Origin of the sequence: Aeromonas sanarellii (assembly GCF_000820085.1) — a bacterium.
GTDB lineage: Bacteria > Pseudomonadota > Gammaproteobacteria > Enterobacterales > Aeromonadaceae > Aeromonas > Aeromonas sanarellii.
Genome location: NZ_CDBN01000050.1, coordinates 1 through 25,211, shown reverse-complemented (window position 1 = coordinate 25,211; position 25,211 = coordinate 1). Strand labels below are relative to the sequence as shown.

The 25,211-nt window shown below is 65.3% G+C and carries 22 protein-coding genes; 14 read left to right on the top strand and 8 right to left on the bottom strand.

Translation table 11 applies throughout. The features are described 5' to 3' along the window. The first annotated feature begins 58 nt into the window (after window positions 1-58). From BN1132_RS10220 to BN1132_RS10210, 3 genes are all read left to right on the top strand, one after another. Window positions 59-1,405 (top strand): MATE family efflux transporter, encoded by a 1,347-nt coding sequence (locus tag BN1132_RS10220; RefSeq protein WP_042077285.1) that lies wholly within the window; start codon window positions 59-61, stop codon window positions 1,403-1,405. A gap of 11 nt (window positions 1,406-1,416) precedes the next feature. Next, a complete protein-coding gene (locus BN1132_RS10215) occupies window positions 1,417-2,007 on the top strand; it encodes a hypothetical protein (RefSeq protein ID WP_042077283.1) in 591 nt (196 codons plus the stop codon). 276 nt (window positions 2,008-2,283) lie between these two features. Beyond that, window positions 2,284-2,499: a DUF465 domain-containing protein gene (locus BN1132_RS10210; protein ID WP_042077281.1), complete on the top strand. Its 216-nt coding sequence runs from the start codon at window positions 2,284-2,286 to the stop codon at window positions 2,497-2,499. 162 nt (window positions 2,500-2,661) lie between these two features. Here BN1132_RS10210 and nifJ read toward each other — a convergent pair whose 3' ends face one another. Beyond that, window positions 2,662-6,237: a pyruvate:ferredoxin (flavodoxin) oxidoreductase gene (gene nifJ, locus BN1132_RS10205; RefSeq protein ID WP_042077279.1), complete on the bottom strand. Its 3,576-nt coding sequence runs from the start codon at window positions 6,235-6,237 to the stop codon at window positions 2,662-2,664. Beyond that, window positions 6,234-7,880: an NAD(P)-binding protein gene (locus tag BN1132_RS10200; RefSeq protein ID WP_042077278.1), complete on the bottom strand. Its 1,647-nt coding sequence runs from the start codon at window positions 7,878-7,880 to the stop codon at window positions 6,234-6,236. Before BN1132_RS10200 ends, nifJ begins: the two co-directional genes overlap by 4 nt. A gap of 336 nt (window positions 7,881-8,216) precedes the next feature. On the opposite strand from BN1132_RS10200, the gene BN1132_RS10195 reads away from it, so the two are divergent. Continuing rightward, window positions 8,217-10,019 (top strand): MOSC N-terminal beta barrel domain-containing protein, encoded by a 1,803-nt coding sequence (locus BN1132_RS10195; RefSeq protein ID WP_042077277.1) that lies wholly within the window; start codon window positions 8,217-8,219, stop codon window positions 10,017-10,019. Between the two features lie 81 nt (window positions 10,020-10,100). On the opposite strand, the gene htpX is transcribed toward BN1132_RS10195, so the two are convergent. From htpX to bioB, 5 genes are all read right to left on the bottom strand, one after another. After that, complete coding sequence (htpX, locus tag BN1132_RS10190) at window positions 10,101-10,973, bottom strand: protease HtpX (RefSeq protein ID WP_042077276.1); 873 nt, start codon at window positions 10,971-10,973, stop codon at window positions 10,101-10,103. A gap of 113 nt (window positions 10,974-11,086) precedes the next feature. Then, window positions 11,087-11,767: a dethiobiotin synthase gene (gene bioD, locus BN1132_RS10185; RefSeq protein WP_042077275.1), complete on the bottom strand. Its 681-nt coding sequence runs from the start codon at window positions 11,765-11,767 to the stop codon at window positions 11,087-11,089. A gap of 120 nt (window positions 11,768-11,887) precedes the next feature. Beyond that, entirely contained in the window at window positions 11,888-12,691 is an 804-nt protein-coding gene (bioC, locus tag BN1132_RS10180) for a malonyl-ACP O-methyltransferase BioC (RefSeq protein ID WP_042077274.1), read from the bottom strand. Beyond that, the gene (bioF, locus tag BN1132_RS10175; protein WP_042077272.1) at window positions 12,681-13,877 is read right to left on the bottom strand and encodes an 8-amino-7-oxononanoate synthase; all 1,197 of its coding nucleotides are present in this window, start codon (window positions 13,875-13,877) and stop codon (window positions 12,681-12,683) included. Before bioF ends, bioC begins: the two co-directional genes overlap by 11 nt. Beyond that, on the bottom strand, window positions 13,874-14,962 hold the full coding sequence (bioB, locus tag BN1132_RS10170; protein ID WP_042077271.1) for a biotin synthase BioB: 1,089 nt from the start codon (window positions 14,960-14,962) through the stop codon (window positions 13,874-13,876). Before bioB ends, bioF begins: the two co-directional genes overlap by 4 nt. Before the next feature lie 192 nt (window positions 14,963-15,154). Between bioB and bioA the strand changes: the two genes are divergently transcribed. Then, window positions 15,155-16,429: an adenosylmethionine--8-amino-7-oxononanoate transaminase gene (bioA, locus tag BN1132_RS10165; protein WP_042077270.1), complete on the top strand. Its 1,275-nt coding sequence runs from the start codon at window positions 15,155-15,157 to the stop codon at window positions 16,427-16,429. A gap of 156 nt (window positions 16,430-16,585) precedes the next feature. Then, window positions 16,586-17,407, top strand: a complete 822-nt coding sequence (locus tag BN1132_RS10160) for a HAMP domain-containing protein (RefSeq protein ID WP_042077269.1) — start codon at window positions 16,586-16,588, stop codon at window positions 17,405-17,407. Here BN1132_RS10160 and BN1132_RS10155 read toward each other — a convergent pair. Then, window positions 17,395-17,697, bottom strand: a complete 303-nt coding sequence (locus BN1132_RS10155) for a hypothetical protein (RefSeq protein WP_084202816.1) — start codon at window positions 17,695-17,697, stop codon at window positions 17,395-17,397. The two genes, BN1132_RS10160 and BN1132_RS10155, sit on opposite strands and share 13 nt — an antisense overlap. A gap of 240 nt (window positions 17,698-17,937) precedes the next feature. On the opposite strand from BN1132_RS10155, the gene asnS reads away from it, so the two are divergent. From asnS to BN1132_RS19575, 8 genes are all read left to right on the top strand, one after another. Further along, a complete protein-coding gene (gene asnS / locus BN1132_RS10150) occupies window positions 17,938-19,338 on the top strand; it encodes an asparagine--tRNA ligase (RefSeq protein WP_042077266.1) in 1,401 nt (466 codons plus the stop codon). A gap of 297 nt (window positions 19,339-19,635) precedes the next feature. Then, window positions 19,636-20,979 carry an anaerobic C4-dicarboxylate transporter gene (locus tag BN1132_RS10145; RefSeq protein ID WP_042077265.1) on the top strand — a complete coding sequence of 448 codons (1,344 nt, stop codon included), beginning with the start codon at window positions 19,636-19,638 and terminating at the stop codon, window positions 20,977-20,979. Between the two features lie 126 nt (window positions 20,980-21,105). Further along, window positions 21,106-21,762, top strand: a complete 657-nt coding sequence (locus BN1132_RS10140; protein WP_042077264.1) for a Dph6-related ATP pyrophosphatase — start codon at window positions 21,106-21,108, stop codon at window positions 21,760-21,762. 339 nt (window positions 21,763-22,101) lie between these two features. Next, window positions 22,102-22,416, top strand: coding sequence for a hypothetical protein (locus BN1132_RS10135; RefSeq protein WP_042077263.1), 315 nt, complete (start codon window positions 22,102-22,104; stop codon window positions 22,414-22,416). A 200-nt stretch (window positions 22,417-22,616) separates the two neighbouring features. After that, on the top strand, window positions 22,617-22,967 hold the full coding sequence (locus tag BN1132_RS10130; RefSeq protein ID WP_042077262.1) for an ArsC family reductase: 351 nt from the start codon (window positions 22,617-22,619) through the stop codon (window positions 22,965-22,967). A 9-nt stretch (window positions 22,968-22,976) separates the two neighbouring features. Next, a complete protein-coding gene (gene dapE, locus BN1132_RS10125) occupies window positions 22,977-24,104 on the top strand; it encodes a succinyl-diaminopimelate desuccinylase (protein WP_042077260.1) in 1,128 nt (375 codons plus the stop codon). A 41-nt stretch (window positions 24,105-24,145) separates the two neighbouring features. Continuing rightward, window positions 24,146-24,832, top strand: a complete 687-nt coding sequence (locus BN1132_RS10120; RefSeq protein WP_042077258.1) for a M15 family metallopeptidase — start codon at window positions 24,146-24,148, stop codon at window positions 24,830-24,832. Continuing rightward, a complete protein-coding gene (locus tag BN1132_RS19575) occupies window positions 24,832-24,978 on the top strand; it encodes a hypothetical protein (RefSeq protein ID WP_084202797.1) in 147 nt (48 codons plus the stop codon). The genes BN1132_RS10120 and BN1132_RS19575 overlap by 1 nt, the downstream gene beginning before the upstream one ends. Window positions 24,979-25,211: the final 233 nt, after the last annotated feature.

The following is a 25,211-nucleotide window of genomic DNA, read 5'->3' as shown; positions in this document are numbered from 1 at the left end:
TGTTAAATGCCCGTCCAGCTGGCTCTGACGAGGGCCATCACCAGCATCCGGATATCCCATGCAGACTCAATCCCACGCCGGGCCGGGCACCCTCTTCGCCCTGACCTGGCCACTGTTCATCGATCTCGCCCTGCACTTCCTGACCGGGGCCCTGAACACCTTCATGGTGGGCCACGTCTCCTACCAGGGAGTGGCGGCGCTCGCGGTGGGCAACCAGGTGTTCGATCTCGCCATCACCCTGTTCAGCTTCGTCAGCATCGGCACCAGCGTGGTGATCACCCAGTACCTGGGGGCCGGCGACAAGGAGAAGGCCCGTGTCGTCATTCACACCGCCATCGGCTTCAACCTGCTGGTGGGGCTGGTGGCTGCGGTCGGCGTCATCGCCGGGGCCGGCACCATGCTGGCGCTGATGAATCTGCCCGCCCACCTGATGAGCGACGGCAGTCTCTACCTGCAGATCATCGGCCTGTGCCTGCTGCCGGAGGCGGCGGCCCTCTGCCTGGCCGCCACCCTGCGCGCCCACGGCCACACCCGCCAGGCCATGTACGTGACCCTCATCGTCAACCTCATCACCTTCGTCGGCAACCTGCTGCTGCTCTACGGCTGGTTCGGCCTGCCCCAGCTCGGGGTGGCCGGGGTCGCCATCAGCACGGTGGCGGGGCGCATCGTCGGGGTGGTGCTGCTGGTGTGGCTGGTGGCACGCAAGACCGGTATAAAACTGCGGCTGCCGGAGATAGTGCGCCCGAGCAAGGCCATGCTGGACAAGGTGCTGCACATCGGCCTGCCGGCGGCGGGGGAGAACCTCTCCTGGATGCTGCAGTTCATGGTGGTCACCGCCTTCGTCGGCCTGCTCGGCGACAAGGCGCTGGCGACCCAGTCCTACTTCTTCCAGATCTGTCTGTTCATCCTGCTGTTCGGCCTCTCCATCGGCCTTGGCAACGAGATCATCATCGGGCACCTGGCGGGGGCCAGACGCTTCGATCAGGCCTATCGCCAACTGATGAAGAGCCTCAAGCTCGGCCTCATCGTCACCGCCGCCATCGCCATCGCCGCCGCTCTCAACGGCCGCGCCATCATCAGCCTGTTCACCGACGACGCCGACATCATCACCCAGGTGGCCCAGCTGTTCCTCATCAGCCTCATCCTCGAGCCCGGCCGCACCTTCAACCTGGTGGTGATCAACGCCCTGCGCGCCACCGGGGATGCCCGTTTCCCGCTCTACATGGGGCTCATCTCCATGTGGGGCATTGCCGTTCCCCTGGCCTATTTCCTTGGTATCATGCAGGGCTATGGCCTGGTAGGCATCTGGCTGGCCCTCGCCTGCGACGAGTGGGTGCGCGGTCTGGCCATGTTCTGGCGCTGGCGCAGTCGTCGCTGGCAAAACAAAATTCTTGTCGAAACATAAGCGGAATCACCATGAAGAAAATCGGACTCTTGTTGACGGCCATCCTGCTCAGCCCGCTCGCCATGGCGCAAACCGCCCCGGCGGCCCCCAAGGCGCAGGCGCCCCAGACCTGGTATGTGGCCCCCATCGTCATCGACGAGACCAGCGATGCCCAGAAGGCCCTGACCAAGGAGTTCATGGCCCAGATGATCAAGACCATCAAGATCAACGAGTACCAGACCGGCAAGGCGGTGGGCAAGACCAAATCGCCCAAGTGGCTGATCCGCACCAAGCTGATGCCCGCAAGCAGCGAGCCCCTGGTCGGCAAGAAGCACCCCCAGGGCCTCACCTACGGCAAGGGCATCCCCACCCAGGAGATCGTCGGCGAGCTCATCATGAACGGCACCCTGGTGGCCCATGTGGGCCAGGGCTGGCGCGAGCCCATAGTCCCGGGCACCCCGGTGGCCGAGAAGATCACCATCGCCAACTACCAGTACGCCATCGGCAACGAGGCCAAGGCACCGGATCTGGAAGAGCTGGCGGCACAGATCGGCTTCGAGGTGGGCAAGGTGATCGCCCGAGACGGTCAGCCGCTGCCGGAGAAGAAAAAGAAAAAAGAGTAAACACCACTCCTGTGAGCAAAAAGGGGCCTCGCGCCCCTTCTTGCTGTCCGTCTCCCCGGCACGGCCTAGTGCCAGACTGTGAAGCCGATCCCAGTTTTCGCCTCTCCTCTCTGCACTCTGGCAGTCAATCCACTTGCGATTCAATCAGTTAAAAATCGGTCACGGCCTGCAGCGAAGGGATGGCCCCGAATTGGATCGGGATCACGTTTATCTCCCGATGGAAGGGGTAGTTTGAAGGTCAAGGCACATCAAACGACAACAAGGAGGCTTCATTACATGTTTCCGGAGTACAGAGATCTCATCTCGAAACTGAAGAGCAGTGATGTCCAATTCCAAGAGAAGTTTGACTTGCACACCGACCTGGATGCGGAGATCCGGAAGCTGGAGAAACACCATGCCAGCGACTACAGCGCCGAGGTGAAGGATCTGAAAAAACAGAAACTCAAACTGAAAGAGGAGATCTACGACATCCTCAGACAACATCCACACTAGACGCCTCGACGAATACCCGGATAAGCAACTTATCCCCCAGCCCGGCCCGACGCCGGGCTTTTTGTTGGCCGACCCAAGACACGGCGACGGCCACTTCCCTTGGCACCGAAAAAAGAAGCGGGCCCCTGGCCCGCTTCTTTGTGCGCCCTCACCAATTATTCATCACACCGGCGGATGGAACTGGCTGGCCTCGCGGGTGGCCATCTCCTCGTAGGTGGCCCACTTCTGCCACGCCACTCTTTGTGCCACCTGCATCAGCCGCTCGGCCTCCTCCGGGTGGCTCTGGGCCAGCACCCGATAACGGGTCTCCTCCTGCCGATATTCGGCAAGCGGAATGGAGGGGCGCAGGCTGTCGAGGCTGAAGGGGTTCTGCCCCGCGCTGCGCAATACCGGGTTGTAGCGCATCAGCGGCCAGTGACCGGAGGCCACGGCTCGTTTTTGCTGGGTAAGTCCCTGCTCCATGTCGATGCCGTGGGCGATGCAGTGGCTGTAGGCGATGATGAGGGACGGGCCCGGATAGGCCTCAGCCTCACGCAAGGCCTGCAACGCCTGCTGCGGGTTGGCCCCAAAGGCGATGCGGGCAACATAGACGTTGCCGTAGGAGATGGCCTGCAAGGCCACATCCTTCTTGGCCAGCGTCTTGCCCCCCGCCGCGAACTTGGCGACGGCGCCGAGCGGGGTCGATTTCGACATCTGGCCGCCGGTGTTGGAGTAGACCTCGGTATCCATCACCAGCACGTTCACATCGCGGCCGGAGGCGAGCACATGATCGAGCCCCGCCGAGCCGATGTCATAGGCCCAGCCATCGCCGCCGACGATCCAGACCGAGCGGCGCACCAGCTGATCGATAAGCGATAACAGCTCGCGGGCCTTGCCGGATTTCACCTCTTCCAGCCGCTCCCGCACTTGGGCCACCCGGGTGCGCTGGGCGCGGATCTCCGACTCCAGCCGCTGCGGGGCGCTGACAAGCGTCTCGACCAGCTCTGCACCCAGCTCCCCCTTCATCGCCTGCAAGGCCACCACCGCCTGACCGCGATGCTGATCGGCGGTGAGACGAAAACCAAAGCCAAACTCGGCGTTGTCCTCGAACAGTGAGTTGGACCAGGCCGGCCCCTTCCCTTCGCCGTTCCTGGCCCAGGGGGTGGTCGGCAGGTTGCCGCCGTAGATGGAGGAGCAACCGGTGGCGTTGGCCACCAGCATGCGGTCACCAAACAGCTGGGTCAGCAGCTTGAGGTACGGGGTCTCGCCACAGCCGGCGCAGGCACCGGAGAACTCGAACAGAGGTTCGAGGAACTGGGCACCGCGCACGGTGGAGAAGTCCACCCGCTCGCGGGCAGGCCAGGGCAGGCTCTCGAACCAGCGCAGCGCCTGTTTCTGGCCAGCCAGATGCGGCGCCTTGTCCATCATGGCGATGGCGCGCTCGCCTTCATGGCGCTCATCCGCTCCGGCCCGCACCGGACAGGCCTGCACGCACTGGCCGCAGCCGGTGCAATCCTCCGGATAGAGCTGCAATGTGTAGCGGCTGTCGGGGAAACCCCTGGCGGTAACGGGCACCGACTGGGCAGCCTCGGGGGCGGTTGCCAGCCAGTCCTGATGGTAGAACTTGGCCCGCAGCGCCGCGTGGGGGCAGACAAAGACGCAGTTGCCGCACTGGATGCAGATATCCGAGTGCCAGACTGGGATCTCCCGGGCGATGTCCCGCTTCTCGAAGCGGCTGGTGGCGGTGGGGTAAGTGCCATCCACCGGCAGCATGGAGACCGGAATGAGATCGCCGCGCCCCGCCAGCATCTCGCCAGTGACCCGCTGGACAAACTCGCTGCCGCCCGGTGCCAGCGGCAGCGGATAGTCGCTGATCTGCTCCTCACCGGCCGGGATGGCCACCTTGCAGAGGTGTGCCAGGGTATCGTCCACCGCCGCGAAGTTGCGCTCAACCACTTCGGGCCCCTTGCGGGCATAGCTCTTCTCGATGCTCTCCTTGATCAGCGCAATCGCTTCGTCCCGCGGCAAGATGCCGGCCAGGGCGAAGAAGCAGGTCTGCATGATGGTGTTGATGCGATTGCCCATGCCGTTTTGCTCGGCTACCCGATCCCCATCGATGCAGTAGAGCCGGATATCGAGGGCGCGGATGCGGGCACGCAGCCGCTCGGGCAGCTGGCCCCACACCTTGTCAGCCTCATGGGGAGCATTGAGCAGCAGGGTCGCCCCTTCGGCGGCGTGCTCCAGCAGATCCACCGATTCGACAAAGCCCCACTGGTGGCAGCCGATAAAGCTCGCCTGCTCGATAAGCCAGGGGGCGTCGATGGGCTCGGGACCAAAGCGCAGGTGGGAGACGGTGCGCGAGCCCGACTTCTTGGAGTCGTAGACGAAGTAGCCCTGGGCGTGGAAGCCCTCCAGCTCGCCGATGATCTTGATGCTGTTCTTGTTGGCGCCGACCGTGCCGTCGGCGCCGAGGCCGAAGAAGAGCGCCCGCACCCGGCTCGGGGGCTCCAGATCGCCGATGGGGTGCCAGGCCAGACTGAGGCCCGACACGTCGTCCACTATCCCCACGGTAAAGCGCGGACGCGGCGCATCGGAAGCGAGCTCCTCGAACACAGCCGCGCACATGGCCGGGGTGAACTCCTTGGAGGAGAGGCCGTAGCGACCGCCGCTGAGCCAGGGCAGCCGCTTGATAAGACCGCGCTGCAAGCCGTCGATCAGCGCACTCTGCACATCCAGCAGCAGGGGCTCACCGCTGGCCCCCGGCTCCTTGGTGCGATCCAGCACGGCGATGCGGCGCACGCGCTTGGGCAGGGCGTCCAGCAACGCCTCTACCGGGAAGGGGCGATAGAGGCGCACCACCAAGACACCTGTCTTGCGATCCTGCCGGTTGAGCCAATCCACAGTAGTGCGGGCGGTGGCCGCCCCCGACCCCATCAGCACGATGACGTCGGTGGCATCGGTTGCGCCGTGGTACTCCACCAACCGATAGTGGCGGCCGGTCAGCTTGCCGAGGCTCTCCATGCACTGCTGCACCCGCGCCGGCACCGCCTCGTAGAAGGGGTTGACGCTCTCGCGGGACTGGAAATAGGTGTCCGGGTTCTGGGCGGTGCCGCGCATCACCGGATGATCCGGGTTCAGCGCCCGGGCGCGGTGGGCACGCACCCAGTCGTTGTCGATAAGGGCGCGGATCTCGTCCCGATGCAAGGCGGTGATCTTGTTCACCTCGTGGGAGGTACGAAAGCCGTCGAAGAAGTGGATAAAGGGCACCCGGCACTGCAGGGTGACGCTGTGGGCGATCAAGGCCAGGTCCTGCGCCTCCTGCACCGAGCCGGAGGCCAGCATGGCAAAGCCGGTGCTGCGCGCCGCCATCACGTCCTGATGGTCGCCAAAGATCGAGAGCCCCTGGGCCGCCAGCGAGCGGGCCGCCACATGGAACACCGCCGAGGTCAATTCGCCTGCGATCTTGTACATGTTGGGCAGCATCAACATCAGCCCCTGGCTGGCGGTGAAGGTGGTGGCCAGCGCCCCCGCCTGCAGGGCGCCGTGTACCGTGCCGGCCGCCCCCCCTTCGCTCTGCATCTCCACGACTGTGGGGATGTTGCCCCACAGGTTGCGCTGCCCCTCGGCCGCCCAGGCGTCGGCCAGTTCGGCCATGGTCGAGCTCGGGGTGATGGGGTAGATGGCACAGACTTCGCTCAGCTGGTACGCCACCCGGGCCGCGGCTTCGTTGCCGTCGACCATGATCAGTTCGTGTTTCATAGGGACACCTCAGGTTGGCGCAGCAGGATGGCGTGGCAGGGGCACTGGTCGTGGCAGGCGCCGCAGCCGGTGCAGCGCGCCGCATCCACCCGATAACCCAGACCCGGCCCCAGCTTGACGATGGCCTGCTCGGGGCAGCTGCCGTAACAGCCGTCGCACTCGAAGCAGTTGCCGCAGGAGTAGCAGCGCGCCGCCTCGTAGCGGGCCGCCGTCTCGTCCAGTCCGCCGATGATCTCGCCAAAGTCGTCCCGCGCCGAGGGCGGTTTGACCGGCTGGCTGCTGGCAGGTGCCTGGGTCTGGAACCAGAGCTGCAACTGCTCCGGCCCCACCAGCGGGTGGGCGTCCGGCTTGCGATACTGCCCCCCCCTCAGCCAGGCATCCATATGGCGCGCCGCCTTCTTGCCGTGGCCGGTGGCGATGGTGACGGTGCGCTCACTCGGCACCATGTCGCCGCCGGCAAAGAGGCCCGGCACGTCCGTCATCAGGTTCTCGCCAACCTGCACCACCCCCTCCTTGTTGACTCGCACGCCGGGGATGCTCTCCAACACGCTCAAGTCCACCTCCTGACCGAGCGCCAGAATGAGGGAGTCCGCTTCGAGGGTTTCAAACTGGCCGGTGGGCACCGGCTTGCCCTCGGCATCCAGCCCCATCACCTCCACTTCAATATTGGTGCTGTCGAGCTGGCGGATGGTGCGCAGCCAGTTGATCTTGATCCCCTCCTCCTCGGCCTCGTCGGCTTCGAAGGCGTGGGCCGGCATATGATCCCGGTCGCGGCGGTAGATGATCATCGCCTCCTCGACCCCGAGGCGGCGGGCGGTGCGGGCCGCGTCCATGGCGGTGTTGCCGCCGCCGTAGATGGCCACCCGCCGTCCCAGCTTGGGTGGCGGCAAGCCCTGCTCCTCGGCCAGGCTGGCCTGCTCGAGGAAGCTCACCGCATCGAGGATCTTGCCCGCCTCGCGGGCCGGAATGTCGACCCGCTTGGCCAGATGGGCGCCGATGGCCATGAAGACGGCGTCAAAGCCCCCCTGGTCACGCTCGCGCAGCACATCCTCCACCTTGTGGTTGAGGGTGAGGGTGACGCCAGCGGCGACGATGCGGGCTACCTCCCGATCCAGCACGTCGCGGGGCAGACGGTAGGCGGGAATGCCGAAGCGCAGCATGCCGCCGGCGAGCGGCCCCGCCTCGCGGATCTCCACCTGATGGCCGAGCCGGTTGAGGTGCCAGGCGCAGGAGAGGCCGGAGGGACCGGCGCCAATTACCAGCACCTTCTTGCCGCTGGCGGGTGCGAGGGGCGCAGGCTGCCAGCCACGGGCCAGCGCCTCGTCGCCGAGGAAGCGCTCGATGGCGTGGATGGAGACGGCCTCATCTACCTGGGCGCGGTTGCAGGCACTCTCGCAGGGGTGATAACAGACCCGCCCGTGGACCGCAGGCAGGGGATTCTCTTCGATAAGTCGCTGCCAGGCCGCCTCGAAGCGGCCCGCTTCGGCCAGGGCAAGCCAGGCCTGGATATTCTCGCCGGCCGGGCAAGCGTGGTTGCAAGGTGGCAGGGCCGCCCGCCAGACGGGCAGCCGGGTACGCACCGGGCCCGTCCCCGTCTTCAGGGAGAGATCCGGCTGTGGGGTCATGTCCAGTTGTTTGCTCATAGATTGCTTTCTTCTTTCTGGGTGACAGGCCCCATCCGAATGCACTTGATACCGTATCGCCTGGGCGGACGGTGGCCGGAGGGGAAGAAGCGAAAGCGTCAGAAACTGGAAGCTGGTTCGATGATGGGCCGTTTTTTGTACGACATGGCGGATCAGGATCAATAAATGTTGCATTTTATGGTGCCCGGCCCCCACAACCGGATCCCGATCACAGGGCGGGGCGGCAGAGGCCATGCGCCGCCCCCCATCATGGGGGAGAAGAGAGGATTGCCGCTCGGGGCAGGAATCGTTATCTTCCCCTCTTCACCGGATTCGCCACAGCACAAGGACCAAGACATGCCGACCCTCGCCAGCATACATCTCTACCCCATCAAGTCGACGGCCGGCATGCCGTTGAGTCGCGCCCTGGTCACCGAAGAGGGTCTCGCCGGGGATCGCCGCTACATGGTGGTCAAGCCGGACGGCAGTTTCATCACCGCCCGCACCCATCCGCAGCTGCAACAGGTGGTGGCGACCCCCATGGATGGCGGCCTGCAACTGCACTATCCGGGCCTTGAGCCCCTCATCCTGCAAGAACGGGATTATTCCCGCACCCCTCGGGCCACCGGGGTCTGGAGCGACCATTTCACCGCCCTGCATACCACACCGATCGCCGACAGCTGGCTGAGTCGGGTGGCTGGCGAACCAGTTGCGCTGCTCTGGCTCGGCGAGGAGTCCACGCGTTTCCGGGAGAAGACCGGCACCCGGGTGAGCTTTGCCGACGGCTATCCCCTGCTGCTCATCAGCCAGGGTTCCCTTGAGGATCTCAACCTGAGATCCGACGCCTTGCACCAGATGAGCCAGTTTCGCACCAACCTGGTAGCGAGCGGCACCCGCCCCTTCGAGGAGGACGGCTGGAAGCGGATCCTCATCGGCGAGGTGGAGTTTCGGGTCGCCAAGCCGTGCAGCCGCTGCATCATGACCACGGTGGAACCGGGCACGGATCGCTTCAACGCCCTGAAAGAGCCGCTCGCCACCCTCAGCCGCTATCGCCGTGGCGAGGATGGGGAGGTCTACTTCGGCCAGAACCTGGTGGCCCTGAACGAGGGGTGGATCGAGGCGGGCAGCGAGATCGAGGTGCTGGAGCGGGTACGCCCGCCTGTCTACCCCAACGCAGCCCCCAAAAAACGCGAGCTGGTGTGCGTGGCCAGGGAGCCCCTGGCGCGGGATCTGGAGACCTTCTGGTTCGAGGCCGCCGACGGCGAGCCCCTGCCCGACTACCTGCCGGGCCAGCACCTGCCCATCAGCCTCGACATCAAGGGCGAGCGGCTGCAGCGGCGCTATACCCTGAGCTCCACCCCGGAGCGGCCCGAGCGTTACGGCATCAGCGTCAAGCGCCTCGGCGAGGGCCGCATCTCCCCCTGGCTGCACCGGCAGTTGCAGGTGGGTGACCGCCTGCTGGCGGCCGCCCCTGCCGGGGAGTTTCACCTGGGAGCCGAGCGCGCCCTGCTGCTGCTCTCGGCGGGATCCGGCGTCACCCCCATGCTCTCCATTGCCCGCACCCTGGCCCTGCGCGGGGAGCTGGATGACGTTCACTTCATGCACCTGTGCCGCTGCGAGGCGGACATCCCCGCCGCCGCCGAGCTGCACGCACTGGCGCGGCAGGGGATGACCCTCACCCTGATCCTGAGCCAGCCCGAGGCGCACTGGCAGGGGCTCAAGGGACGGCTGGATGACAGCCACCTCGGCCAGGTCAAGGGGCTGGCCGGACGAGAGGTGTTCGTCTGCGGTCCCCAGGGCTTTATGGCCGACGCGGCCAACCGGCTGACCGCCCTCGGCGTGCCCGCCGATCGCATCCGCCAGGAGAGCTTTGGCGGCGCCATCCTCTCGGTGGCACGCCCTCACCAGGCGGTGCGGCTGCGTATCGGGGAGCGGGAGTTTGCCGGCAACAACCAGGGTACAGTGCTGGATCAGGCCAACAAGCAGGGGGTAGAGCTACCCTGGAGCTGCCGCGCCGGCATCTGCGGCAGTTGCAAGCAGACGCTGTTGTCGGGAGAGGTGGATCACCCGGATGCACCGGCCATCACCGCCGCCGAGCGGGCCCAGGGCAAGTTCCTCGCCTGCTGCGCCGTGCCCCTGACGGATCTCGTGGTCGAATAGGGTGATCGGGGGGCAAAACGCCCCGCCCCGAAAAGCAAAACGGCTGCCCCTGGGCAGCCGTTTTCTTGTGGTGTCTGGCCATCAGCCACGCAGGGCGGCGATGCGCTGCTCGATGGGCGGGTGGCTCATGAACAGCTCGCTCATGGAACGCTTGCCGTTGATGCCGAAGGCCATCATGGAACCTTCCAGCTGCGGCTCGGCACCGCGGGCGAGACGCTGCAGGGCGGCGATCATCTTGTCACGGCCGGCCAGCTTGGCGGCACCGGCGTCGGCGCGGAACTCGCGCTGACGGCTGAACCACATGACGATCATGGAGGCCAGCACGCCGAACACCATCTCCAGCACGAACACGGTGATCATATAGGCGAAGCCGCCGGAGCTGCTGCTCTCCTCGTCGTTGTTGGAGCTGAAGACGTTGCTGATGACGCCGGCCACGATGCGGGCAAAGAACATCACGAAGGTGTTCACCACCCCCTGGATCAGGGTCAGGGTCACCATGTCGCCGTTGGCCACGTGGCTCACCTCGTGGGCCAGCACGGCTTCCGCCTCGTCGCGGCTCATGCTGTAGAGCAGGCCGGACGACACGGCCACGAGGGAGTCGTCGCGGCGGGCGCCGGTGGCGAAGGCGTTCATCTCGGGGGAGTCGTAGATCCCCACTTCCGGCATCTTGATGCCAGCCTCACGGGCCTGACGGGCGACCGTGCTCACCAACCAGTGCTCGGTCTCGTTGCGGGGCTGCTCGATGACCTGGACGCCATAGCTGCGCTTGGCCATCCACTTGGACATCAGCAAGGAGATAAAGGAACCCCCAAAACCGAACACGGCGCAGAACACCAACAGCCCGGAAATGCTGGACTTGTTGATCCCCAGAACCGAGAACAGGATATTGAGCACCACCCCCAGCACCAGCATGACGGCCAGGTTGGTCACCAGGAATAGCATAATTCGCTTCATATTGACTCCTTGTGAGATATGGATGCATGGCTCGGGTCACCCCAGGGGCGACCGATGCCACACTTGCCCCAGATAATAGACAGACACGATGAATGATTGCTGAATGTCTGGCCTCAGAGCAGGGACGAGATGTCGAGGCAGTCGCGCAAGTCCGTCTCGTGCGGTGCCTCCACGAAGGGTATCTCACCCAAAAATGGGGCCGGCAGCAAGGCTTTCAAGGTCGCCAGGTTCTCCGGATAACGATTCATGTGCGGATCCACCCGGTTGATGACCCAGCCCGCCAGGGTCAGCCCCTGCTGGCGAATGGCGGAGACGGTGAGCAGGGCATGGTTGAGACACCCCAGCCTGGCCCCCACCACCAGGATCACCGGCAACCGCTCAAGGGCGACCCAGTCCGAGAGCAGATGCTGGTGATCCAGCGGCAGCAACCAGCCCCCCGCCCCCTCGACGATCACGAGATCGGCCCCGCTCGCCTCTATCTCCCGCAGCCCAGCCGACAGGCCGGCGAAGGGGATGCTCTCCCCCGCCTCCCGGGCGGCGATATGGGGGGCTATGGGGGGCTCGAAGGCATAGGGGTTGACCTTCTCGTAGGGCAGAGGCAGGCTGGCGGCCGCCTGCAGCAACTGGGCATCGAGGTTGCGCAGCCCCGCCGGGGTGCGGGCACAGCCGGCGGAAATCGGCTTGTAGCCGGCGCAGGGGATGCCTTGAGCGGCGAAGGCGTGCAGCAGGGTACGGGCGACCAGCGTCTTGCCCACATCGGTGTCCGTGCCCGTGATGAAATAGGATCTGGCCATGATGACTCCTCGGCGCGATGGCGGGCGACATGCCTGCCTGCGCGCGCTCATGATGTTCGGTGACAAGTTCGGGCCGCGCTGAGCTGCGGACCCGGTGATGACGCTTGGTTGGCGAACGGCTTATGCCCGGATCAGGCGCCCGAGGCAAACCTCGTAGCTGGCGGCCAGCAGGCCGTCGGGCTGGCGATAACGCTCGTAGGCCTCCCCCAGGCGCACCAGGCGCTGGCGATGACCCAGGCCCGCGGGCCGCTCGTCGTTGACCTGACTCGCGCCTATCCCCTTGAGGTCGCGCAGCAGTCCGCTGAGCGCCGGGTAGGCGAGGGACCAGGTCAGCGGGCAGAGCTCAGGGGTCTCGAAGCCCCCGTCACGGGCCGCCTGTTGCAACTGGGGCAGCGTCAGGAAGCGATTGACGTGGGCGCGGCCATCGACGGCGCGCCAGGCCTCCCGCAGTTGCCACAGGGACCCCGAAAGCAGGGTCGAGAAGAAGACCTGGCCACCGGGTTTGAGCACCCGGTTGAGCTCGGCGAAGGCCTGGGCCGGACGCTCGCACCACTGCAGGGCCAGGCTGGAGAAGACCCAGTCCAGGCTCTGGTCGGCAAAGGGGAGCGCCTCCGCGTCGCCGCACACCAGGCGGACACCGCTGCCGCGAAGGGCGGCCTGGGCCAGCATGCCGGGGGCGAGATCCAGCCCGGTCAGCGTCTCGCAGCGAGGCGCCAGGGCAGGCAGGAAGAAACCGGTACCGCAGCCCAGATCCAGCCCGGCCCCTGAGCGCACCTCTTTCACGCCCCCCTCGTCCATGCACACCAGCAGTGCCTGCCCCACCTCCTGCTGGAAGCGGGCGTGGGCGTCGTAGTGACGGGCCGCCGCCCCGAAGCGGCGGGCGAGCTGCGCCTTGTCCACCGACTGGAAACGCTCATGGAGCATGGCCGCCCCCTCTCTCGTCGGTGGCCGGGCGCGGACCCAGGGCCTCGAGCAGGCGATCCACGTCGTCCTCGCCGTGGGCAGCGCACAGGGTGATGCGAAGGCGCGCCGTGCCGACCGGCACCGTCGGCGGGCGGATGGCCCCGGCCCAGATGCCGCGCTCCCGCAGCCGCTCGGCCAGTTGCAGGGCAGCACCGCTCTCTCCCACCAGCAGCGGCTGGATGGGGGTGTCGCTTGCCCCCAGCTGCCAACCCAGGGACCGCGCCCCCTGCCGAAAGCGGGCGACAAGGCGAGCAAGGTGGGCACGGGCCTCGTCGGCTACGCGTACCAGCTCGATGCTCTGGCGCACGGCGCACGCCTGGGCGGGGGGCATATGGGTGCTGTAGACGTAGTGGCGGGCGAAGTTGACCAGATACTCCACCAGCTCGCGACTGCCGCCCACGAAGGCGCCGGCCACCCCGAGCGCCTTGCCAAAGGTCCCCATCTGGATGTGCACGCTGGCAGGAGCAACCCCCTGGGCCGCCAGGGTGCCGCGCCCCTCGGCCCCAAGCACCCCAATACCGTGGGCATCGTCGATCATCAGCCAGTTGCCGCTCTGGGCAGCCAATGTTGCAAGTTCAACCCAGGGACCCTGATCCCCGTCCATGCTGAACACCCCTTCCGAGACGATCAGGCCCCGGTTTGGCTCAAGCAGCCGTTCCAAGGCCGCCATGTCGTTATGACCGAAGCGCTTCATCCTGCAGGGGAGCTGGCTGCCCATCTCCTGCAGGGAGGCATGGTTGAGCCTGTCCTGCCACAGCAGATGCTCCTTGCCGAGCAGGGCCTTGAGCACCGCCTGGTTGGCGGAGAAGCCGCAGTTGAACAGCAGCACCGCCTCCACCCCGAGCCAGTCGGCCAGCGTCTCTTCCAGCTGCTGGTGAGCGCGGCTGTAGCCGGTCACCAAGGGCGAGGCGCCGGCGCCCGCGCCATATTGCGCCACGCCTGCCGCGAAGGCGGCCTTGATGGCGGTATGGCCCGCGAGCCCCAGGTAGTCGTTGCCAGAGACGTTGAGGTAGTCCCGCCCCCCGACCCGGATCCGCCCGCCGCTCGCGGCCTCCACCGGGGTGCGGCGGCGCAGCAGGGCGGCCTGCTCACGCTCGGCCAGGGCCTGCCCCAGTGCAAAGGGGCTGGTGACAACGGGCGTCATCATGTACGGACGGCGTCTGTGCGGGGACGAGTAGCGTCGTAGAAGAGCTCGCTGGGCTCGCTCTGGCGACTCACCTCGGCCAGCAGCTCCTCCTCTTGAACCTGATCCGGCTTCTGGGCCCGCTGGGCGGGGCGGATGCCGAGGCGCTTGAAGAGCTGCATGTCGCTGTTCTCGTCCGGATTGGGAGTGGTCAGCAGCTTGCAGCCATAAAATATCGAATTTGCCCCCGCCATAAAGCACATGGCCTGCATCTGCTCGTTCATCTTCTCCCGCCCGGCGGAGAGGCGCACGTGGGAGGCGGGCATCATGATGCGTGCCACGGCGATGGTGCGGATAAATTCGAACGGGTCCAGGTTCTCCTGGTTCTCCAGGGGCGTTCCCTTCACCTTGACCAGCATGTTGATGGGCACGCTCTCCGGGTGGCGCGGCAGGTTGGCGAGCGCCATCAGAAGGCCCGCCCGGTCTTTCGCCTGCTCCCCCATGCCGACGATGCCGCCGGAGCAGACCTTCATCCCGGCGCCGCGCACGTGCTCCAGGGTATCGAGCCGGTCCTGATAGGTGCGGGTGGTGATGATGTCGCCGTAAAACTCCGGCGAGGTGTCGAGGTTGTGGTTGTAGTAATCCAGCCCCGCGGCCCCGAGACGCGCCGCCTGATCGGCAGTCAGCATCCCTAGCGTCATGCAGGTCTCCATGCCGAGCCCGCGCACCTCTTCAATCATCCGGATGATGTAGGGCATGTCCTTCTCCTTGGGGTTGCGCCAGGCGGCCCCCATGCAGAAACGGGACGAGCCGTTGGCCTTGGCTTCCCGGGCCCGCTCCAGCACCTTTTCCACCTCCATCAGCCGCTCGGTCTCGAGCCCGGTGTGATAGCGGGCGCTCTGGGGGCAGTATTTGCAATCCTCCGGGCAGGCGCCGGTCTTGATGGAGAGCAGGGTGCTCACCTGCACCTCGTTCGGGTCAAAATGGGTGCGGTGCACCGTCTGGGCCTGGAACAGCAGATCGTTGAATGGCAGGGCAAAGAGAGCCTGAACCTCGGTCAGGGTCCAGTCGTGACGAAGGGCGTGGGCGCCCGCGGTGAGAGCATTCATACATGGCTTCCGGTTGTTATAGGTGGGATCCTGCGCCGCGCTCATGGAGAGATGGCCGCAGAACCCGCCAGCTGGACTATGCACCGCAAGGGCGTGCGCGAAGCCAAGTGGCTGAAATTGTTGGCTAGTGTAGAGAGCGCGCGTAGACTGTCAACACCGACCAGATCAAATCAATTGACAACAGAACACAAAATGACCAATCAAGAATTCGACCTGCACCACGTCTGGCATCCCTATACCTCCCTCACCCATCCCCTGCCCTGCTACGAAGTGGCCAGCGCCAAGGGGGTGACCCTCACCCTGACGGACGGGCGCGAGCTGGTGGATGGCATGAGCTCCTGGTGGGCCTGCGTGCACGGCTACCAGGTGCCTGAGCTCAACGCGGCCGCCACCGCCCAGCTCGGCAAGATGTCCCACGTGATGTTTGGCGGCCTGACCCATGCCCCGGCGGTCGAGCTCTGCCGCAAGCTGGTTGAGATAACCCCAAAGGGGCTGGATCGGGTCTTTCTGGCGGACTCCGGCTCGGTGGCGGTGGAGGTGGCCCTCAAGATGGCCCAGCAGTACTGGCACGCCAAGGGGACGCCCCGCACCAAATTCGTCTCCCTTAGGGGCGGCTATCACGGTGACACCTTCGGCGCCATGAGCGTCTGCGATCCCGATGGCGGCATGCACGAGCTCTACAAGGGCTTCCTGCCCGAGCACCATTTCGTGGAAGCCCCCGGCTGCCGCTTCCACGCCGAGTGGGACGAGCAGTGCGTGGTGGAGCTGGCGACCCTGGTGGCGGATCACCATGAAGAGATCGCCGCCATCGTGCTCGAGCCCATAGTGCAGGGCGCCGGCGGCATGCGCTTCTATCACCCCCGCTACCTGCAGTGGGTGCGCGCCCTGTGCGACGAGTTCGGCCTGCTGCTCATCGCCGACGAGATTGCCACCGGCTTTGGCCGCACCGGCCAGCTGTTTGCCTGTGACTGGGCGGGGATCAGCCCCGACATCCTGTGTCTGGGCAAAGCGCTCACCGGCGGCTACCTGACGCTGTCGGCCACCCTCACCACCGAGCATGTCGCCCGCACCGTCTGTGACGGCAAGGCCGGGGTCTTTATGCACGGCCCCACCTTTATGGGCAATCCATTAGCGTGCGCCGTGGCCAACGCCTCTATCGAGCTGCTGCTGGCATCGCCTTGGCGCGATCGGGTGCAAGCCATCGAGCATCAGCTCAAAACAGAGCTGGTACAGCTGACCCTGAATCCGGCGGTGGCGGACGTGCGGGTGCTTGGCGCCATCGGGGTGGTGGAGATGAAGGAGCGGGTGGACGTGGCGCGCATCCAGCGCAAGTTCGTGGAGCTGGGCGCCTGGATCCGTCCCTTTGGCAGGCTCATCTACCTGATGCCCCCCTTCGTCATCAGCCCCGAGGAGCTGAGGGTATTGACCTGCGCCATCCGCGAGGCCATCACCGCCGGGGAGTTCTGAGCCAGAAGAGGCTCGGCACAAGACCCCGTCACAATGGCCCCGTTATGGCGACGGGGCCTTTTGGCTCTTTTTCATCAGAATGTGAGCAAGTCATCAAAACCCGTCCGGCGAGGAGAGTAGACTGCGCGGGTTTTACCCAACAGATGTACCAGTCCCATGCGCCTCTCCATTGCTGCCAAGATCAATTTCTTCCTGCTCTTCATCTTCTCCATGGTATTGGTGTTTTCCGCAGCCTATCAGGCGGTGCGCGAGCGGGATCTCATCCTGACCCTCATCAAGGAGCAGAGCCGCGAGCAGACCGAGGCCTACTTCGACGGTCTCAACATGCTGATGCTGACCGGCAAGATGGACGCCCGCGACACCCTGCGCGCCAAGTTTCTCGATCACGCCCACGTGGAGGATGCCCGCATCGTGCGCGGGGCGGCGGTCAACAAGCAGTTCGGGCCGGGCCGTGACGTGGAGGCCCCGAAAGACAGATTTGACGCCCTGGCCCTGGCGGGCAAGGGCAGCCTGGAAGTGGAGCACGACGGCATGCACAGCCGGCTGGTGGTGACCCGCCCGTTGCTGGCGCAGAAGGACTTTCGCGGCACCGACTGCACCAGTTGCCATCAGGTGCCGGAAAACACCGTGCTGGGGGCGGTGCGCTTTGACTACTCCCTCGACTCCCTGTTCACCCGGGTCGAGCAGAACATCCTCACCTCGGCGCTCAGCCTCACCCTCATCTTCGGGCTGGGGCTGCTGCTCACCCTCTGGGTCATCCGCACCTGGATAGTTCGCCCCCTCAACCAGCTGACCCGCTCCATGGAGGAGGCAACCGATCGCAACGACTTCGGCCATCGTCTGGAGGGGGATGAAGGGGACGAGATTGGCCGGGTGGCACTCGCCTACAACCAGATGCTCGACAGCGTGGAGCGCCAGCTCGGCAAGCGCTCGGTCGCCCCGCCGCAGGACGAGCCGTCAGACTATCACCCCAGGTAGTAGAACAGCAGGCTGGCCACCAGGATCAGCAGCAGGATAAAGAGGTTGGCGTGCAGGGCATCCTCCTGCCGGCGGCTGCGGCCGCGCTCCAGCACCAGGACCACCAGGGTCAGCAGGCAGCAGGCCCAGAGCCCGCGCTCCAGCCAGGGAGTGAGGGCGGGATCCCAGCTTTGGCGCACCCTGACCCCGCCATAGACCAGAAAACCATAGGCGGTCTGCGGCCTGGCGAAGTGATAGAGGGAGAGCAGGGCGATGAAACAGCCCCAGCAGAGGATCACCAGCCCCCTCAGTAGCCGTACCCGGCCATCCGGCCCTCGCCTGCGCTCCTTCACCCTCCCCCCCGTCCAACCGTCAGGATCCATGCAGGATGCATGGGGAAATCCCCGCAAGGGTCCGACATTTTTGCTTGTTTATCAAACCCGCGCGGGTAAGATGAACGGCTTAGTCTGCCATGGTGGGCCAACTGTGCCCGGGCCAGACCCCTAGTGTTGCAAATAGCGCTGCAAGAACAAGCTGGAGACAATATTTCGATGACGCACGCATCCGTAGTAGATGTGCTGGCCGGTAAGTATTCGGTCGGCACCACCCAGACAGTGAAAGGGTGGATCCGGACCCGCCGCGATTCCAAGGCGGGGATCTCATTCTTGGCCATCTCCGATGGCTCCTGCTTCCATCCGGTGCAGGCAGTCGTCCCCAATTCCCTGGCCAATTACGAGAATGAAGTGCTGCGTCTGACCACAGCCTGCTCGGTGGAAGTGACCGGTCTGGTGGTCGAATCCCAGGGCAGCGGCCAGGCGTTCGAACTGCAGGCCACCGAGGTCAAGGTGGTGGGCTGGGTCGAGGATCCGGACACCTACCCCATGTCCGCCAAGCGCCACAGCATCGAATACCTGCGCGAGCAGGGCCACCTGCGTGCCCGTACCAACATCGTCGGCGCCGTGACCCGGGTGCGCAACTGCCTCTCCCAGGCCATTCACCGCTTCTTCCACGAACAGGGCTACCTCTGGATCGCCGCGCCCCTCATCACCGCCTCCGACACCGAAGGGGCCGGCGAGATGTTCCGCGTCTCCACCCTGGATCTGGAAAACCTGCCGCGCACCCCCGAAGGCAAGGTGGACTACGACAAGGACTTCTTCGGCAAGGAGACCTTCCTGACCGTCTCCGGCCAGCTCAACGTCGAGACCTATGCCTGCGCCCTGTCCAAGGTCTACACCTTCGGGCCCACCTTCCGCGCCGAAAACTCCAACACCAGCCGCCACCTGGCCGAGTTCTGGATGGTGGAACCGGAAGTGGCCTTCGCCAACCTGGAAGACAACGCCGCCCTGGCCGAAGCCATGCTGAAGTACGTCTTCAACGCCGTGCTGGCGGAGCGCCGGGACGATCTGGAATTCTTCGCCCAGCACGTGGACAAGGACGCCATCGGCCGTCTGGAGCGCTTCGTCGCCTCCGACTTCGCCCAGATTGACTACACCGACGCCATCGAAGTGCTGAAGAACTGCGGCAAGAGCTTCGAGTTCCCGGTCTCCTGGGGTATCGACCTCTCCTCCGAGCACGAGCGCTACCTGGCCGAGGAGCACTTCAAGTCCCCGGTGGTGGTGAAGAACTACCCGAAGGACATCAAGGCCTTCTACATGCGCCTCAACGACGACGGCAAGACCGTCGCCGCCATGGACGTGCTGGCCCCGGGGATCGGCGAGATCATCGGCGGCTCCCAGCGCGAGGAGCGTCTCGAGGTGCTGGATGCCCGTCTGGCCGAGATGGGCCTGAACAAGGAAGACTACTGGTGGTACCGCGACCTGCGCCGCTACGGCACAGTGCCGCACTCCGGCTTCGGCCTGGGCTTCGAGCGTCTGGTGGTCTACGTGACCGGCATGGGCAACGTGCGCGACGTCATCCCCTTCCCCCGGACTCCCCGCACCGCCGAGTTCTAAGGCGACCGCCTGCTCGCACCGTGCAAGAGCCGACCTCTGGGTCGGCTTTTTTATGCCTGTCGTTTCCCCCCTTGTCTCCCTCCTTCCCACGACCCTGACCCGGTTTTGCCTTTGGTAAAGCGGGTCGACCGTAGTTTTTATGCACTTAAATCGGAAAAAAGCGGGTTGTTGAAGCAACGCAAATTTTTACCCCTTTAGGGGTGACAGAATATCCATAACCCTTCAGGGGTAATTGACGACAGCGGATCCCGGGCAGCTGGCCGATGGGGACATGGATAAAACACACGAGGTAATGGAATGATCTTGATGGAATTTTTGGTGGTACTCGGCTGCTTGCTGCTGGGTACCCGCTTTGGGGGCATGGGGCTTGGTCTCATCAGCGGCATCGGCCTCTTCCTGCTGACCTTCGTCTTCGGCCTGGTGCCGGGCGAGCCGCCGGTGCAGGTGATGCTGACCATACTCGCGGTGATCGGCTGCGCCGCCACCCTGCAGACTGCCGGCGGCCTCAACCTGATGATGCAGGTGGCCGAACGCCTGCTGCGCCGCCACCCCCAATACATCACCCTGCTGGCGCCGCTCACCACCTGGACCCTCACCTTCCTGTGCGGCACCGGCCACGTGGTCTACACCATGTTCCCCATCATCGCCGACATCGCGCTGCAGAAGAACATCCGCCCGGAACGCCCCATGGCGGTGGCGTCCGTCGCCTCCCAGATGGCCATCTGCGCCTCGCCGGTCTCGGTGGCCGTGGTCTCCATGGTCTCCATCCTGGCGGCGGCCCACGGCGTGGGTCAGGCCTATGGCCTGCTCGACATCCTGATGATCGCCATCCCCTCCTCCCTCACCGGCGTCATGGTGGCGGCCCTCTGGAGCCTGCGCCGCGGCAAGGATCTGGACAAGGACGAGGAGTTCCAGGCCAAACTCAAGGACCCCGCCCAGCGCGACTTCATCTACGGCGGCGGCGAGACCCTGCTCAATACCAAGTTCCCGAAAGAGGCCTACTGGTCCACCTGGATCTTCTTCGCCGCCATCGCCGCCGTGGTGCTGCTGGGTGCCGACGAGGCGCTGCGCCCCGTCTTCACCATCAAGGACAAGACGGGCCCCCTCTCCATGAACCTGGTGATCCAGATGATGATGCTGATCGCCGGTGCCATCATACTGATGCGCTGCAGGGTCAAGCCGGGGGAGATCGCCAACGGCGCCGTCTTCAAGGCGGGCATGGTCGCCATCTTCTCCGTGTTCGGGGTCGCCTGGATGAGCGAGACCTTCTTCCAGGCCCACATGCCGCTGCTCAAGGAGTCCCTCTCCCACGTGGTGCAGGCCCAGCCCTGGACCTACGCCCTGGTGCTCTTCCTCATCTCCAAGCTGGTGAACAGCCAGGCGGCGGCGCTCACCGCCATCGCCCCCATGGGGCTGGCGCTGGGGGTGGAGCCCAAGCTGCTCATCGCCTTCCTGCCGGCGAGCTACGGCTACTTCGTGCTGCCGACCTACCCGAGCGATCTCGCCTGCATCGGCTTCGACCGCTCCGGCACCACCCGCATCGGCAAGTTCATCATCAACCACAGCTTCATCCTGCCCGGCCTCATCGGGGTAGTGACCTCCTGTACCCTGGGCTTCATCCTGACCAGCATACTGCTGTGACAGGCCCCCAGTTCGAACGGCTCCCGCACGGGGGCCGTTTTTTTATCCCCCGCCACCGGCCCGCGCTTTGCCAACCGCCCGTACTCTGGGTAGCATGAGCCCTCTTTTTCTTTGCGGAATCTCCCCATGTCTCGCGTCATCCTGCTCTGGAGCGGCGGCAAGGATGCCATGCAGGCCCTCTGCCATGCCCGCGAAGCGGGTCATCAGGTGGTGGCCCTGGTCACCTTTGCTCCACCCGAACCCCGTTTCCTCGCCCATCCCCTGCCGCTGGTGCGCCGTCAGGCGGCGGCCCTCGGCCTGCCTCACCAGCTTGTCACCATAGAGGCACCGTTCGAGCTGGGTTATGAGCGGGCGCTGATACGGCTCAAGGAGCAGTGGCACCTCGATGGGGTGGTCACCGGCGATATCGACAGCGTGGGCGGTGCGCCGAACTGGATCCGCGAGCGCTGCCGCCCCCTTGGGATCAAAGTCCACACCCCGCTCTGGCAGCAAACCCGCGAGGCGCTGCTGGCGGACCTGCTGGCACGCGGCATCGTCGCCCACCTCTCCTGCGTCGATACCCGGGTGCTGGCCCCCGACTGGGTCGGACGCAGGCTCGATGCCGCCACCCTGGCCGAGTTGCAGCGGCTCGCCAACGCCCAAGGATTCGATGCCTGCGGCGAGCAGGGGGAGTACCACACCATGGTGACCGACGGCCCGGGCTTTGCGGCGCCCGTGCACCTCGGCCCCTGGCGGGTCGCCCGTCAGGATCACCTGGCCTATCTGGCGCAGGCAGAGCCCTGACAGGACGCGGGCCACCGTCACCACGCCCGGACAAGGTGGAGCTGGCTCATACCGACCCGCACCGCCTGCGGGTCGCCGAACGTGGCCCTCCCGTGGGGATAGCTCAGGTCTTCTTTGACCAACACCTACAAAAGTTACCAAACCGCACATTGATGGATGTAAATTCCATAAATAAACAAAACAACGATATTTAACGCCAACCTGGAGGCGCTAGAATGTGCCCCAGGGTATCCCTGACCGACAACCTCCACTTTGTTTGCGTTGGATCAACATCCATCCGGGGTGAACTGGCCAAGATGCCCGTCGACACAGAGCGACCATTTCGCACCGGAGAGAGTTATGACAAACCAAGCCACCGCGGGCACCTCGGCCTGCGACTACAAGCTGTGGGACATCCTCGTCGAGTCTGCAAAGGAACGCACCACCATTCGTTACTCCAAACTGGCCAGGCAGGCCGGACTGGAGCAGTGCCAGGATGAACTGCGCACCCTGCTGCAACGCATTCGCATGTACTGCACCGAGAACAACCTCCCCATCCTCTCCGCCATCGTGATGGATGACGTGGGCAAGTACACCGGCCTCTCCTCCAGCCTGCCGGATGCGCCCTGGGAGCGGGCCAGGGTCTTCGACCACGAGTGGACCACCCTGCACTGACAGACATCCCCTTCCCCTCGAAACGCGCCGGCCGGCGCGTTTTCGTCTCTTGCCCCCATCGGCGTCCCCCAACTGCACTGGTAAAACCAGCGAGCCTAGCCATGAGCGTTGCCATGGGGGGGCCACAATGCCAGAATCGGGCCCTTGTATGATTCCACCCCGGATTTCAGGGCCGCAGGCCCGCAGACAAAGGATCCCCCATGGCCACCACCCTCTATGGCATCAAGAACTGCGACACCATCAAGAAGGCCCGCAAGTGGCTGGAGGAGGCGGGCATCGACTACCGCTTTCACGACCACCGCGCCGACGGCCTGGCTCCCGAGCAGCTCGATAGCTGGCTGGAGCGCCTCGGCTGGGAGGCCCTGCTCAACACCCGCGGCACCACCTTCCGCGCCCTGCCGGACGAAGCCAAGCAGGATCTCGACACCGCCAAGGCGCGCGCCCTGCTGCTGGCCCACCCGGCCATGATCAAGCGCCCCTTGCTGGACAAGGACGGCGAACTGACCCTGGGCTTCAAGGCCGATCACTACCAATCCCTCTTCTCTCGTTAAGGAAAAACGATGTCGGATGTCATCGCACTGGCCAAGGATCTGATCCGCCGCCCCTCCGTTACCCCGCTGGATGAAGGGTGCCAGACCCTGATGGCGGAGCGCCTCCAGCGCCTCGGTTTCGTCATCGAGCCCATGGTGTTCGAAGACACCACCAACCTCTGGGCCCGCCGCGGCAGCGAGGGGCCGCTGTTCTGCTTCGCCGGCCACACCGACGTGGTGCCCGCCGGCCCGCTGGAGAAGTGGCACACCCCGCCGTTCGAGCCGACCATCCAGGATGGCGTGCTGTACGGGCGCGGCGCCGCCGACATGAAGGGGTCCCTCGCCGCCATGGTGGTGGCCACCGAGCGCTTCGTGGCCGAACACCCGGACCACAAGGGCTCCATCGCGTTTCTCATCACCTCGGATGAAGAGGGGCCCTTCATCAACGGCACGGTGCGCGTCATCGACACCCTGGAGGCGCGCAACGAGAAGATCACCTGGTGCATCGTCGGCGAGCCCTCCTCCACTGCCGTGGTGGGGGACGTGGTAAAGAACGGCCGCCGTGGCTCCATCACAGGGGATCTGGTGGTACGCGGGGTGCAGGGCCACGTGGCCTATCCCCATCTGGCGGACAACCCCATTCACAAGGCGGCCCCGGCCCTGGCCGAGCTCGCCGCCACCGTCTGGGACGAGGGCAACGCCTACTTCCCTCCCACCAGCTTCCAGATCGCGAACATCCAGAGCGGCACCGGCGCCTCCAACGTCATCCCGGGGGAGCTGCATGTCCAGTTCAACTTCCGTTTCAGCACCGAGCTCACCGATAGTGAGATCCGCGAGCGGGTCGAAGCCCTGCTGGATCGTCACGGCCTCGACTACCAGATCAAGTGGACCCTCTCCGGCCAGCCCTTCCTGACCGACACCGGCGCCCTGCTGGAGGCCACAGTGGCCGCCGTGGCGGCGGTCAACGGTCAGCAGCCGGCCCTGCTCACCACGGGGGGAACGTCCGATGGACGCTTCATCGCTCCGACCGGGGCGGAAGTCATCGAGCTGGGCCCGGTCAACGCCACCATCCACAAGGTGAACGAGTGCGTGAAGGCGGACGATCTGGATCTCCTGGCCGACATGTACCAGGGAGTGCTGGCCCGGCTGCTGGCATGAACGCCTTTCGCCGCCTAGCCCAAGAGGGAGACCATGCAACCATGACCCAGGATCAACTGCTTGGACTGGATGAGAGCCACCTCATCCTGGTGGGGCGTGGCCCCCATCGCCTGACCGCCGCCACCGCGGCGGCCTTCAACGACATGCAGGTGGCCGCCGCTCACGCGGGGTTCAACCTGCAGGCTGCCTCCAGCTGGCGCAGCTTCGAGCGCCAGCTCGCCATCTGGAACGGCAAGTGGCGCGGAGAGCGCCCCCTGCTGGATGCGGACAACCAGCCCCTCGATGCGCTGCAGTTCGGCGATATGGAGAGGCTGCACGCCATCCTGCGCTGGAGCGCCCTGCCCGGCACCAGCCGCCACCACTGGGGCACGGATCTCGACATCTACGATCCGGACTGCCTGCCCGCAGGCACCAAGCTCGCGCTGGAGCCCTGGGAGTATGAGGCGGGGGGCTGGTTTGCCGACTTGAGCGAGTGGCTGGATGATCACATGAACGACTTCGGCTTCTTCCTGCCCTATGCCAGGGGGGCGCAACCGGGTCAGGGGGTGGCCTACGAACCCTGGCACCTGAGCTTCGCCCCCGAGTCCGACGAGCTGACCCTGGATCCGGCGGCGCTGGCGCTTTGCCTGCAAGGGGCGGATATTGAAGGCAAGGCGTGCATACTGGCCCATCTCGACGAGATCCTGGCCCGTTATGTCACCCTGGCACACCACGAAAGGAGGATCTGATGAGCTTGTGGTTATGGATAGGCCTGCCGCTGCTGTTTCTGCTCGGCCTGTTTCTCAATGCCATCAAGGACATGAAACAGCTCGAGAAGCAGTTGCCCAAATACAGGGACAAGATCCGCGACGTCAAGGACGACGAGGACGACTGACCCCTTCGCAGGAGCCCGCTGGCGCTCCTGCATCCCGACACGGCCAGGGGCCGACACAGGCCTCTCGTCACCCTGGTTTTGCCCCTCAATCCCGCGCCGATTGCCCCCTTTTTATCCCCTCCCCCTCCCCGAACTCCCGATCGCGGCCGGCGCCTGAAAACGACGCTGAAAACGTAAAAAACTGCAAAACGATGCACAATTAAGCCACACAAGGGGGATCAAACTGCATATAA